Source organism: Occallatibacter savannae (assembly GCF_003131205.1).
Lineage (GTDB): Bacteria > Acidobacteriota > Terriglobia > Terriglobales > Acidobacteriaceae > Telmatobacter > Telmatobacter savannae.
In genome coordinates this window covers 144,577-157,209 of record NZ_QFFY01000010.1, presented here as the reverse complement: position 1 = coordinate 157,209, position 12,633 = coordinate 144,577, and the positions used below count along the sequence as shown (strand labels likewise).

The window sequence follows — 12,633 nt, the reverse complement described above, 5'->3', positions numbered from 1 at the left end:
GGAATGACACTCTGTATCGGAGAAGCGAACTGTTGCGCGCGACTGTCCTATCGTCGGCTATTTGTACACTGAGGCCAATGAGTTGTACTCGGTGCCGCTACAGGTGGGGGGCATAACCTTGTATTCAGCGGGGGCATTTGATTGCAGCCATCACTAACTTCCTCCGGTCAGAGGTATGGGACGAAGGCGCAGGATTTCGGCATCATGACTCTGTTGTTCCTGTAATCCAATTACAGCCACCTGCTCAGACGTTCGATGACTTCCATTATCCAAAAAAATCACATGCAGAGCGTGTACTGCTCACAGCTCAAGAAAGGCACCGCAATATGAGCACCTTCATTCGATATCGGTATCCCGCGCTTTGCCTGGGAGCGGCGCGGTTCGCGATTCTGGCGATCTTCTGTTCAGTGCTGATGAGTTCTTCGTCATACCTGAGAGCGCAGTGTGCTGGGGAGGGTGGGAACAGTCTGGGTTTCGATATGGCGCCGGAGACCAGCCAGCGTGTGGTGGAGGAGGCTGTCAAGCAGATCCCCACGCCAATGGCTCCGGGTCCGGTGAAGCCGACATGGGAGTCGCTCGAGGAGAACTACAAGGTTCCGGCCTGGTTCAGAGGAGCGAAGCTCGGCATCTTCATGCACTTTGGCATCTTCTCGGTGCCGGCGCATGGGAATGAATGGTACGAGAAGTTCTTGTATGCGGGCGGGGACGACAGCGTACTGAAAGTGCTGGGTGGAAACGATCTGGCCCGGGGTGTCAATGACGGCCCGAACAGTACTCGCGCATGGCACACGCAGCACTTCGGGCCACCGGAGAAGTTCGGATACAAAGACTTCATCCCGATGTTCAAGGCGGAGCATTTCGATGCCGATGCGTGGGCAACGCTATTCAGGAAGGCAGGCGCACAATACGTGATGCCGGGCGCTCAGCACCATGAGAACTTTGCGATGTGGGACAGTAAAGTGACGCCGTTCAACTCCATGCAGATGGGCCCCAAGCGAGATATCATCGGCGAGCTCGCTGTTGCCGTACGCAAGCACGGAATGAAGCTGGGTGTGGCAAACCACGGGATCGAAAACTTCGAGTTCATCAACCCTCCACTCGAACTGGCCGAGAAAATGAAGGCCGAAAAGGTCGATTTGTACGATCCCAAGTGGGCGGACTTTTACAACTACGCGGACCGCAGTAACGCCGCGATGAAGCGCTTCCTTGTGAACTGGTATGAGCGCAATGTTGAACTCATCGACAAATACCAGCCCGACCTCATCTACTTCGATAACGGGGTCGACCAGCGGCACATCGATCCATTGAAGCTGGAGCTTGCCGCCTACTACTACAACCGCGCCAAGAGCTGGGGTAAAGAAGTCTCATTCACTACGAAGAAAGCAGCGTTCGCGCCCTCCGGAACGAACACGAAGACAATCGCCTCAATTCTGGATTTCGAAGGTGGGCCGCCGGATGGCATTCGCAACGGCTCGTGGGTTGTGGACAGGCCAATCGGCACGAACAGTTGGGGGTATGTGGAGGGTCTGAAGGCCAATTCACCCGAAACCGTGATCGGGTGGTTGGTGGATACAGTGAGCAAGAACGGCACCCTGCTTCTCAATGTCTCGCCTAAAGCAGATGGGACCATCCCTCAGGACCAGCAGGATACTCTCCTAGCCGTCGGCAGATGGCTTAGTACCAATGGAGAGGGGATCTACGATACGCACGCGTGGACAAGGTTCGAGGAGAAAGGCGACGACCACATCTACTTCACGGTGAAGAAAGACACCCTCTACGCCATCGTGATGAGCAAGAGCACAGGGACTGAGGTCAAGATCACATCGCTGCCGCAGGGTGGTCCCGCAGGGTCCGTGCGCTCTGTGACCATGCTCGGAGGAGGTCCGCAGCAATTCAAGCAGGATGCGTCGGGACTCGTCGTGAGCCTGTCCGCAGTTACGGAACCTCATGAGGCATTCGTGCTGAAGATATCGGGACTGAAGACAAATGCGGACACCTACTACGGACTCTGGGAATCCATTCTGCGCATGTGAGAATAGAGACCGAAATCAGTGAGGCCCGACTGGCTGGTGTGAAGTGTTGTGCATCGGAGACGGTTTGAGTGGAGTAGATGCCGGTTACGGGGCGGCCGGCCCACTCATCGCGCGGTGAGGCTGCGCGATGAGTGGGACACAGCTTCGTTGATTGGGTTTATTTGAAGGTGGCGTTGGTTTTGGCGAGGTCGTCGCGGTGGCCGCTGCCTTCGGTCAGGGATCCAAATGCCTGGAGCGCGAGTGGATGCTCTTTGCCTGCGGCAGAGATGGCAGCGCGGACCACGTCGAGGTCTTCGGGGGTGGGCGCAATCATGACAATGGAGAATTCACCGGGTGCGTTGGTGTGCACGGCGAGGGTGTCGATTTCGTATTCGATGAGGTGGCCGTCGGCAAAGAGCTTCTCGAGGAGCGGCACGATGAAGCGCTGCGACAGATCATCGAGGTCGTCGTTGGAGGCGGACTCTTTGAGCTTGTAATCGGAGGCCCAGGTGTAGGCGCCTTTCTTGGATCCGGGCTTCCAGTTGTAGTAGCGGCTGACCCAGAGGTGATCCCAGTGTTTAGCCGTGTTGAGAGCGGCGGAGTGCGGGTCGGTGGAGGTGCGGGCCTGTTCAAGGACCTTGATGATGCCGGCCAGGGACATGGAAGACCACCATGTGTCGTTGGTGGCGCCGTCGGCGGTATGCACGAGGGTGGTGTCGTCGCCATAGCCGACGAGGGTTCCGTCATCGACTGATTTCTGCATCAGGGCCGCGATGGGAGCGGTAGATTTTTCGAGGTCGGGCCAGTTGGCGCGGGCTACCTGCCAATTGGCGACATAGGAGTACATGGGCGGTTTAGGTTTGACCTCCTGCGACTGGGCGAGGGCAGGGGCGGTGAGATAAGCGAGACCCAGGAGTCCCACCAAAACGTTACTCAGACTGCGTGTCATCTTCGTTCCTCCAGTTTTGGTTTGTTCAGCGACGAGTTGATCTCGCTTGCCCACCGACGGCATGGGTGCGAGCGGGGTCGGGTCAACGACGCGGGGGAAGGCGGAGCCTTGGGGGACGGCGGGGACCTGAATTGCAAGAGCTTTGGTTGGGCCGAAGTGTACACCGGTGATTGTGCGAAGGAGAATGGGGAATTTGCGTGTTGGCGGCGGAAGCAACACCGCAGGGCTGAGGACCACGTCGTTTTGCGGGGCTTATTGGCACGGCTAAAGCCGTGCCCTGACGTTTGTTGATTCGGGACGCGGGTGGGTTGAAGTCGTGGCTGCCGGTTTTCTGGCTGCGAGGCGGGATCGGTTCTAGATGGGTAGAATCGGGGGATGATTTTGTCGGCGCATATCGGGATTGTGGGGTGTTCGGCAGAGGGTGCTTCGTTGTGCTATCGGACGATCTGCGAGAAGGGGGCGCAGGTGCTGGGGCCGCATGGGCATCCGGAGATCACGATGCACACGCATTCGCTTGCGGCGTATGTGGAGTGTCTGGATGGGAATGACTGGGAAGGCGTAGCGGAGCTGATGCTCGATTCGGCGCGGAAGCTGGAGCGCGCGGGGGCGGAGTTTCTGATCTGCCCGGACAATACGATTCACCAGGCGATGGGGCTGGTGGAGCCGCGGTCGCCGCTGCCATGGCTGCATATTGCCGAGGTGGTGGCGGATGAGGCGGTGGATCGCGTGTATCAGCGCGTGGGGCTTCTGGGGACGAAGTGGCTGGTGCAGAGCGAGGTGTATCCGGAGAAGCTCGGCGCGCGCGGGATTGGTCATGTGCGGCCGACGGATGAGGAGCGGCGGGAGATCGACCGGATCATTATGGATGAGCTGGTGTATGGGGTGTTCCGGCCGGAGTCGGTGACGTATTTTCAGCTGGTAATTCGGCGGATGAAGGATGAGGGCTGCGACGCGGTGGTGCTGGGGTGCACGGAGATTCCGCTGGTGATCAGCAATCGGAATTCGCCGCTGCCGGTGTTGGATTCGACGCGGCTGCTGGCGTGGGCGGCGCTGCGGAGGGCGGTGGCGGCGCAGGTGTGAGAAGGACAGTTCTTAGTTCTCAGTTCGTAGTTCTCAGTTGATGGCGCCCAGATTTTCATTGGCCGGGATGGGCGATGGGGCTTGCGGGAGCGGTGGTTTCGGGTGATTTTGCGCCGTGCAGACTCCAGCGGATGGAGAAAGCGACGATGTTGTCGGCCTGGATGATGCTGTCGTCGTACTCGGCTGCGAGCGTCAGCTTTGGGGTGAGCGGGTACTCAAGGCCGAGGTTGAAGCCATTGTCTTCGCCGGAGCCGGTCGCGCCCTGAACTGCTGTCTTCTTGCTATGACCATGCACGGCGGCGTGGCTGTTGCGGCGGCTGATGGTTCCGAAGAGACTTTGCGTCTGGATGGGCATGGCTTCGTAGGCTTCGAGGTCGAGGGAGAGCTTCGCGGGAAGGTCGATGCTGGTGCCGGCCTGGAAATTGGCCATGCGGCCGACGGCGGTGTAGGACTTGCGGAATGTGCGCGAGGCGAAGGCTGACGAGTTGCCGATGCCGGCTTCGATATCGGGAGTGAACGGTCCTGCGGAGTATTCGAGGTGAGTGTCGAGGTGCCAGGTGGTCTGGCCGGCGCTGAGGCCGAGAGACTGATCACCAGTGGGGAATCCGAGAGCTGCGCCCGCGTTGAAGTTCAAGTCGCCCTGGCTGCCACCGGCGGTTGCGGTGAGGTTGGCGTCGCCGAGGACGTTGCGATGCTGGCCGAGTGTGGTGGTTGTGGTCCCGCCAGAAGTGGTGGAGGTATAGGCGGCAACGGTTGGATACCACGGGAGCGCTGCAACGATGGCAGCGTGACGGTCAGGACGCAGCGAGAGGCTGGGAGTGAGGATGTCGGACCATGCGGTGCTGGAGTCGCGCTGCACGGTTTCGTTGAGCGAGAAGTCCCACGGAGAAACGGGGTTTTGCGCAACGGGCCGAGGACGGCTGGCGGAGGTGACTGCGCCCGAGTTGGGCAGCGGCGGAGCGGTCGGCGAAGCGTTAGCAGTAAGAGTCTGAGCGTGCGCTGACGGAACGAGCGCAAGCGCTGCCGCTAAGAGCCCAAGCCATGAGGAAACGGCTGGTTTTGGGGACATGGTGCTTCGATCGTAGCAATCGGATCGAGGTGAGCGGGAAGGCGAAGCGGGGGTGGGCGGGAACTGAGGTAATGGACCAGGAGTTGCCAGTTTCCAGATGCCAGCCTTCAGTGGGCCGGGTCGGGATTTGGGGGTGGAATGGGGAAAACTTGAGTGGTCTGATCCCAGGTCTCCAAAAGAGGAGACCTGGGGCACCCGCTGTTTGACGGCTACTTCTTGGGGGGTTGGTTGGCGATGATCATGCTGGAGATTTTGGCGTAGGTGGCGGCGGGGATGATCCCCTTGGTTTTGAGCTGGGTCTTGTTGGCATAGGGGCGGCCGGCGATGATTTTGCCGGAGTAGGCGTCGCCGATGCCGGGGAGCGCCTTGAGCTGATCGGCGGAGGCGGAGTTGATGTCGACCAGGTCGGTTTTGGTGGCGGTCTTGGCGGCGGTGGTCTGCGAGGATTTGGCCGAGGACTTTGCGGTGGTCTTGGCCGAGGAGGACTGGGCAGTGGCGGGAAGGACGCTGAGTAGCGAGCAGGCGGTCAATCCGAGAATTACGGAAGTGAAACGTCCGAGGCGCATAGATGTCTCCTTGTTGCTATTTGATGTGTGATGCCGGGATGATGGCCGGCGGAGAGCGTGCCGGTGAGCGGGACCATCCTAACTGGTCGGGTCGGCCGGGAGGAAGAGGGTAAAGATGGTTCCGCGATACGCGGAAGACTGGCGGCTGCGGAAACGGAGGCGGCCCTGGTGTTTGTCGAGGATTTCGCGGGTAATCCAGAGGCCGAGGCCCGAGTTGGTGGCTTCTTTGGTGGTGAAGAAGGGCTCGAACGCGCGCGCCTGAGCCATGGGCGCCATGCCCGATCCAGTGTCGCCGATGACCAGGATGATGCCGGGCTTTCCGGAGCGCGGATCGGTGGCGGCGTGGAGACGGATGCTCAGCGTTCGCGGGGAGGAGAGGTTGGCCATCGCTTCGATGGCGTTGGTGATGAGATTGGCGAGAACCTGGCGGATTTCGTTGGGCGAGCAGAGGATCTCGGGGTGCGGGCGGTATTTGCGTTCGGTGGTGATGCGTGCCTGGTCGAGGCGGCTTTCGTGGAGGATGAGGATGGAGTCGAGCAGCTGAGCGATGTCGGTGAGGGAGCGCTGCGAGGTTTGCCGGTGGAAGCGAAGGGTTTCCGTGGTGATGAGGCTGACGCGGCGGAGTTCTTTGTCAGCCTGATCGAGCAGGGAGGCCGTTTCGGGGGAGACTGCGCCGGCGCGGGCGAGATAGACGAGGTTGGTGACGGCTTCGAGGGGGTTGTTAATCTCGTGGGCAATGGAGCTGGCGAGGCGGCCGACGGCGGCCAGTTTTTCCGACTGGCGAAGGGCTTCCTGGGCGCGGCGGCGCTCGGTGATGTTGCGCATGAGGACGAGAAGGCGCTTGTCGGAGGCTTCGCCGATGCGGGCAAGGAACATTTCAATCACCATGCCTACCGATGAAGCGGCGCGTTCGAAGCGAACCGGCTGGCCGGTTTTGATGACCTGGTCGTAGTGGTCGTACCACTCTTCGTCTTCTTGAGGGAAGGTGTCGCGAACGGATTTGCCGGCCAGGTTGGGAAGGCCAAACATGGCGGTGCTGGCGGGGTTGGTGAGGATGTAGCGGTAGTCGCGCAGGCCGTCGGGGCGCCTTGGGAGCTGTTCAATGATCATGCAGCCGTCGTCGATGTTTTCGAAGAGGGTGCGGTAGAGCTCCTGGGTTCGTTCGAGGGCCACGCGTGCTGTCGTTTCGACCCCGATGGCAAGGACGCCTTGTACGCTGCCATCCACGTCGCGAACCGGGCTGTAGGAGAGATTGAACCAGGTGTCGATGGGATGGTTGTCGCGCACGTAGCGGTAGGGGAGATCTTCGAGGACCACGGTTTCGCCCGCACGGACACGTTGAAAGAGAGGCTCATAGGTCTCGCGGATTTCGGGGAAGGTTTCGAAGATGGAATGGCCGAGCGCGGCGGGATGGCGGGTGCCGATTACCGGAATGTACGCGTCGTTGTAGAGAAGGACCGCATCGCGTCCCCACTGGAGCGTGGTGGGGAATCCGCAGCTGAGCAGGAACTCTACCGTATTGCGAAGAGTCGTGGGCCAGGAGTCGATGGGGCCAAGCGGGGTGGCCGCCCAGTCGAAGTCGCGAATGCGGCCGGACATTTCTCCGGAGAGATGTGGCCAGGCAGCGCTGTGGGTTGATTCGGATTGTGTTCGGCCCATACTCCGACTCTCGCCCTCAGGGGAAGTTCAAGGGTAGATCGCGCGAGTGGAGCATGGATCTCGGCGCCTTGGACAACAGTGTACTTCGAGGGGACGAGGGTACCAGGGGACGAGGGAGTAGAGATCCGAAGCCGCAGAAACGAAGAGGGCGCCTGATGGGCGCCCTCTTACTGGTGAGTTTTGGATGTGGTTAGTTCAGGCGCTGGTCTTCGTTGCGCCGGGAGTTTTTGCGGCGATCGAACTTGTCGTTGCGCCAATCGGGTGCGCCCTGGCGGCGATCGCGGTTGTTCATGCGGCGATCGTTGATCTTGCGGTTATCGGGAAGGACGACCATGGCGGTGGAGGTTGAGGTGAGATTCGCAGCGGCCGGATCGAACTTGATGCCACCCTGCGGCATCTCCGCCTTGGCGATGATGTTGCCGGAGGTGAGGAGGCGGTTGAGCACGGGGATGCGGGCGCGCTGGCTCTCGATGTAGTCGACCCCTTCAGCAGTTAGAGCGAAGTCAGAGTTGTCGGCCTTTGTGACGAATCCCTTTTTGGTGAGGTACCAAGTGGTGAAGTCGAGGTAGTCGCGGGGGAAGCCCATGCGGTGCTCGATTTCAGCAAGGCTGACCTGCGGGTTATAGGGGTTGGAGCGGCGCTTGTAGTAGAGGACGGCGAGGACAGCGAGGCGGCGGTTCAGCTCGCCCTGCACCTGGTCCATGAAGTCGACAGCCTGCGAGAGGGGAACATTGCGGACGGGCTCTTCGCTCTCGTACTCGCGATCGTATTCCGAACGGCGCTCGGGGTCGGAGAGCACGTCGTAGGCAGACTTGAGAAGGAAGAACTTCTCTGGATCACCCGTGTCGGGGTTGTCGGGGTGAAAGCGGGATGCCAGGTAGCGATAGACGCGGTGAATGGTCTCGAAATCCGCGTGGGGACTGATCTGGAGAAATTCGTAGTAATCCAAACTCTTCGTCGCTTCGAGCATTGGTGAATCCTCTGACAGATTGCTGCTGTGGTATGAGGGAATCTTGCATTGATGCATGGGGGTGCAGCAATCACCCGATTTGGGTAGCGGACTCCACGCGTAATGGGAGAGCAGGTGACTAAGGCGGGAGATCGCGGGTTCAGAGCCTGTGACGCGTTGTAGGAGAGTGGTGCTTTTGGGGGAGAGTTCAGTAGCCAGTAGCCAGTAGCCAGTAGCCAGCAGCCGGTAGCCAGTAGCCGGTAGCCAGTAGCCACTAGCCGGTTGTCAGTTTTCAGTTCTCAGTCATCAGTGCTATTGATGCCTGGGGAGACAAAGGCAGATCAGGGTTGGAAGCCGACGCTCTGGCGCGAGGAGGGCGGGGCCGGAGACGGCGCGCTTCGGCGCGATGACGTCATGGGGCACATCTGTTGGGACACCGCTTTGGAGTTTAGAAGTCTTTGTCGCGGTAGGTATCTTTGCCGCCCATTACGGTGAGGAGGACCTTGGTCGTGAGGATCTCTGCGGGCGGGATGGTGAGGATGTCTTTGGAGAGGACGGTGAAGTCGGCGAGTTTGCCGGGTGCAAGGGTTCCGCGGATGTTTTCGTCGAAGCTGGCGTAGGCGCCGTCGCGGGTGTAGTGGCGGAGTGCGGCTTCAACGGAGATGCGGCCTGCGGGATACCAGCCGCCGGCGGGCGTGCTTTTCGGCGTCATGCGCGTAACGGCGGTGTAGATGGCGGGGAGCGGCTCAAAGGGGAAGACGCCCCAGTCGCTGCCAAAGGCCTGCACGGCGCCGGCATCGTCGAAGATCTTGAACGAATCGGCATGCGAGGCGCGATCGGGTCCAAGAAGAGGTGCGAAGTTTTCGAGGACGGTGGCGTCGGGGCTGGCGAACATGGGCTGGGTGGAGGCGATGACGCCGAGCTGTTTGAAGCGCGGGAGATCGGAGAGCGAGGGGACTTCGACGTGCTCGATGCGATGGCGGCGGCCCGTGGTGTTGTTGGTTCTGGCGGCGTACTCGAATGCGTTGAGGGCCATGTTGATGGCCTTGTCGCCGATGGCGTGGAGCATGACCTGGAAGCCTTCTTTGTCGTAGAGGGCGACTACCTGATTGAGGTCATCCTGCTCCCAGAAGGGAATGCCGGTGCCTCCGCCGACGTAGGGCTGGAACATGGCGGCGGTGCGGGCGTCGACGGTGCCGTCGAGGAAGCCCTTGGTGGCGCCGAACTTCAGGAGCGGACCGTGGTACGTGTCGCGCAGCTTGCGGTAGGCGGAGAGGTCGGATTCGGTAAGGGGCTTCTCGAGCTTGTGCTTTGCAGGAGCGCCGCCTTCGAGGGGGAGAATGGGCGGAGCGAAACGGAACCGGAGCTTGAGGGCGTTGGCAGCGGCGGCGCGTTCGAAGACGGGAAAGGTCTCGAGGCTGGTGTAGGCGTCTTGAACCGATGTGATGCCCGAGCGCGCGGCTTCGTCCATGTGCTGGAGCAGAGACTGATACTGATCGTCGGGGGTGGAGGGAGGGATTTTGTTGGCGATGAGATCCTGCGCGGCCTCTTTGAATTCGCCGGTGGGCTCGCCGTTGGGTTCGCGCATGATGTGGCCGTTGGGCGGGTCGGGCGTGGCGGCGGTGATGCCAGCGAGAGCGAGGGCCTTTGAATTCGCCAGGCCCATGTGGCCATCGCGCTCGAAGAGGTAGACGGCACGATCGGAGATGACGGCATCGATGTACTTCTTGTCGACGGTCTGGTTGGGGAAGGCGGAGTAGCCCCAGCCCGCGCCGGTGATCCACGGAAGGGAGGGATGAGCTTTGGCGAAGGCGGCAAGCTGCTGCTGGAAGTCGCTGAGCGTTTCGACGGAGTGGAGGTCGATCTCGTTGACGGATTTGCCGGGGAAGTGGAGGTGCGAGTCCTGAAAGCCGGGGACGACGAGGCGGCCGTGGAGATCGAGGATTGCGGTGTCGGGAGAGGCGAGGGATTTGATCTGGTCGGTCGATCCGACGGCGAGGATTCTGTCTCCTGAGATGGCGAGGGCTTCGGCCTGGGGATGCGCATCGTCTTCGGTGAAGATTTTCCCGTTGATGAGGATGCGGTCGACGTGTTGGGCGTGGCAGGTGGCGAAGGAGAGTATGGCTGCTGCGGTGACGAAGACGCGGAGATCTGAGAGCACGCGGGGACCTCTGGTGGTTTGTATTCAGTTTTACAGGAGGGGTGAGGTGGGCCGTATCCTTCGCCGGTCCAGAGTGCGAGGGACCGGTGGCACCCGTTTCGATTCCAGATCATCAACGTGGCTTTTTGGTGTGGTTATGAGGAGGACGCTGGCGAAGGAGCGGCGTCGATATACTCGGGATTTGGGCGCGATGTGCGCTGGGAGAGAGCTTTGTCGTTTAGCCGCCGCGGGTTTTTGAAGTCGCTGTCGAGGACTGCACTGGTTTTATCGCTCGAGGATGTGTTGAGCCTGGCGCGGCCGCTGCTGGGGCAGGAGGCGCAGAAGCCCAAAGGCAGCTCGCGGCAGTCGTATGAGGCTCCGACACGGCCTGCTCCGAAGGGGCCGCCTTCGCCGGTTACGGGAACTCCATTGGGTGTGCAGTTTGTGGATGTGGCGAAGGAAGCCGGGCTGAATGTGGAGATGATCTTCGGCGGAGAGCACCGGAACAAGTATCTGCTGGAGACGACGGGTTGCGGGGCGGCGTTCTTTGACTACGACCAGGACGACTGGCTGGATATCTTTCTGGTGAACGGTTGGAGGCTGGAGGGATTTCCCAAAGGCAAGGAGCCGGTGTGCCGGTTGTTTAAGAACAATCGCGATGGCACGTTTACGGATGTGACGGTGAAGGCGGGCCTGGCGCGGTCGGGATGGGGACAGGCGTGCTGCGTGGGCGACTACAACAACGATGGATGGAACGACCTGTTCGTGAGCTACTACGGGCAGAATTCGCTGTTCCGGAATAACGGCAATGGGACGTTTACCGATGTGACAAAGGAAGCGGGGCTGCTGCAGGATCGGTTGCGGTGGAACTCGGGATGCTCGTTTCTGGACTACGACAAGGACGGACATCTGGATCTGTTTGTGGGGAACTACATCGATCTGGATCTGAAGACGACGCCCCTGCCGGAAGATGCTAACTGCACGTACAAGGGCATCACGGTTGCGTGCGGGCCGCCGGGGCTGGAGGGCGGAAAGAACATTCTGTATCGCAATAAGGGCAATGGCACGTTTGAGGATGTGAGCGAGAAGGCCGGGATGTGGGGGACGCTGGGGACGTATGCCCTGAGCTGCGCGGTGGCGGACCTAGACAATACGGGGTGGCCCAACATCTACGTTGCGAATGATTCGACTTCGGCGACGTACTACGTGAATCAGAAGGATGGGACGTTCAAGGATCAGGCGATCGAGGCGGGGATTGCGTATTCGCCAGATGGGAAGCCGCAGGCAGGAATGGGTGTGTCTGTTGGTGATTACAACCGCGACGGGATGTTGGACATCGTGAAGACGAACTTTGCGGGCGATACGGATTCGTTGTATATGAATCTCGGCGACGGGTCGTTCGATGACAAGACATACCAGGCGGGGCTGGGAATCAATACGCGGCTGCTGGGATGGGGCGTGAGCTTTATCGATATCGACAATGATGGGTGGCTCGACATTCTGGTGGCGAATGGGCATGTGTATCCCGAGGTGGATGGGACGCAGGTGGATGCAGCGTACGCGGAGCGGAAGTATCTGTATCGCAATTTGCGCCAGGGACAGTTTGAAGATGTGAGCATGGGCGGCGGCGCGGGGATCACGACGGATGCGAAGGCGCGCGGGTTTGCTGTGGGGGATTTTGACAACGACGGAGATCTGGATGCAGTGGTGAATTGCGTGAATGCGATTCCGCAACTGCTTCGTTGCGATTCGACGCTGAACAGAAGCTGGGTGAAGGTACGGCTGGTGGGGACGAAGTCGAACAAGACAGGGATTGGGGCGCGCATCAAGGTGACGGCGCAGACGGGGACCGGGTATGTCGGCGGGAAGAACGTACCGGCGCTGACGCAGATTGAGGACGTGAAGTCGTGCAACGGGTACTACTCGGCGAGCGATTTGCGGATTCATTTTGGGCTGGGCGAGGCGAAGAAGGTGGATGCGGTGGAGATTCGATGGCCCTCGGGCGCGGTGGATACGCTGAAGGAACTGGATGTGAACCGGCTGTATGTGGTGGAAGAAGGCGGGAAGGTGCTGAAGAACGAGGCACTGGTGGGGGCGAAGAAGGGCCGGTAGCTAGTAGCCGGTAGCTAGTAGCCGGTGGCCGGTTGCCAGTTGCCAGTTCCCAGCTGCCAGTTCCCAGTTCCCAGCTGCCAGTTGCCAGTTGTCAGTT

9 protein-coding genes are annotated in these 12,633 nt (G+C 60.5%); 3 read left to right on the top strand and 6 right to left on the bottom strand.

Features of this window, described 5'->3' with window-relative positions; all coding sequences use genetic code 11:
* The first annotated feature begins 326 nt into the window (after positions 1-326).
* Complete coding sequence (locus DHV10_RS26370; RefSeq protein WP_109489414.1) at positions 327-2,033, top strand: alpha-L-fucosidase; 1,707 nt, start codon at positions 327-329, stop codon at positions 2,031-2,033.
* Between the two features lie 157 nt (positions 2,034-2,190).
* Here DHV10_RS26370 and DHV10_RS26365 read toward each other — a convergent pair whose 3' ends face one another.
* Positions 2,191-2,961, bottom strand: a complete 771-nt coding sequence (locus DHV10_RS26365; RefSeq protein ID WP_162601927.1) for a hypothetical protein — start codon at positions 2,959-2,961, stop codon at positions 2,191-2,193.
* A 375-nt stretch (positions 2,962-3,336) separates the two neighbouring features.
* On the opposite strand from DHV10_RS26365, the gene DHV10_RS26360 reads away from it, so the two are divergent.
* A complete protein-coding gene (locus tag DHV10_RS26360; RefSeq protein WP_204101541.1) occupies positions 3,337-4,041 on the top strand; it encodes an aspartate/glutamate racemase family protein in 705 nt (234 codons plus the stop codon).
* Positions 4,042-4,096: 55 nt separating this feature from the next.
* Here the strand turns inward: DHV10_RS26360 and DHV10_RS26355 are convergent, their stop codons facing one another.
* The 5 genes from DHV10_RS26355 to DHV10_RS26335 form a co-directional block, all read right to left on the bottom strand.
* Positions 4,097-5,110: a hypothetical protein gene (locus DHV10_RS26355; RefSeq protein ID WP_109489412.1), complete on the bottom strand. Its 1,014-nt coding sequence runs from the start codon at positions 5,108-5,110 to the stop codon at positions 4,097-4,099.
* A gap of 209 nt (positions 5,111-5,319) precedes the next feature.
* The gene (locus DHV10_RS26350; protein ID WP_109489411.1) at positions 5,320-5,676 is read right to left on the bottom strand and encodes a ComEA family DNA-binding protein; all 357 of its coding nucleotides are present in this window, start codon (positions 5,674-5,676) and stop codon (positions 5,320-5,322) included.
* A gap of 78 nt (positions 5,677-5,754) precedes the next feature.
* Positions 5,755-7,275, bottom strand: a complete 1,521-nt coding sequence (locus tag DHV10_RS26345; protein ID WP_162601926.1) for an ATP-binding protein — start codon at positions 7,273-7,275, stop codon at positions 5,755-5,757.
* 250 nt (positions 7,276-7,525) lie between these two features.
* Positions 7,526-8,305 (bottom strand): DnaJ domain-containing protein, encoded by a 780-nt coding sequence (locus tag DHV10_RS26340; RefSeq protein ID WP_162601925.1) that lies wholly within the window; start codon positions 8,303-8,305, stop codon positions 7,526-7,528.
* 427 nt (positions 8,306-8,732) lie between these two features.
* Positions 8,733-10,445: an amidohydrolase gene (locus tag DHV10_RS26335; RefSeq protein WP_162601924.1), complete on the bottom strand. Its 1,713-nt coding sequence runs from the start codon at positions 10,443-10,445 to the stop codon at positions 8,733-8,735.
* A gap of 210 nt (positions 10,446-10,655) precedes the next feature.
* Here DHV10_RS26335 and DHV10_RS26330 point away from each other — a divergent pair, with 210 nt between their 5' ends.
* Positions 10,656-12,536 carry a CRTAC1 family protein gene (locus DHV10_RS26330; RefSeq protein ID WP_109489407.1) on the top strand — a complete coding sequence of 627 codons (1,881 nt, stop codon included), beginning with the start codon at positions 10,656-10,658 and terminating at the stop codon, positions 12,534-12,536.
* The last annotated feature ends 97 nt before the right edge of the window (positions 12,537-12,633 follow it).

Coding starts and splice junctions, on each gene's coding strand:
- DHV10_RS26370 (WP_109489414.1), top strand. CDS start 327: ATGAGCACCTTCATTCGATATCGGTATCCCGCGCTTTGCCTGGGAGCG.
- DHV10_RS26365 (WP_162601927.1), bottom strand. CDS start 2,961: ATGACACGCAGTCTGAGTAACGTTTTGGTGGGACTCCTGGGTCTCGCT.
- DHV10_RS26360 (WP_204101541.1), top strand. CDS start 3,337: ATGATTTTGTCGGCGCATATCGGGATTGTGGGGTGTTCGGCAGAGGGT.
- DHV10_RS26355 (WP_109489412.1), bottom strand. CDS start 5,110: ATGTCCCCAAAACCAGCCGTTTCCTCATGGCTTGGGCTCTTAGCGGCA.
- DHV10_RS26350 (WP_109489411.1), bottom strand. CDS start 5,676: ATGCGCCTCGGACGTTTCACTTCCGTAATTCTCGGATTGACCGCCTGC.
- DHV10_RS26345 (WP_162601926.1), bottom strand. CDS start 7,275: ATGTCCGGCCGCATTCGCGACTTCGACTGGGCGGCCACCCCGCTTGGC.
- DHV10_RS26340 (WP_162601925.1), bottom strand. CDS start 8,305: ATGCTCGAAGCGACGAAGAGTTTGGATTACTACGAATTTCTCCAGATC.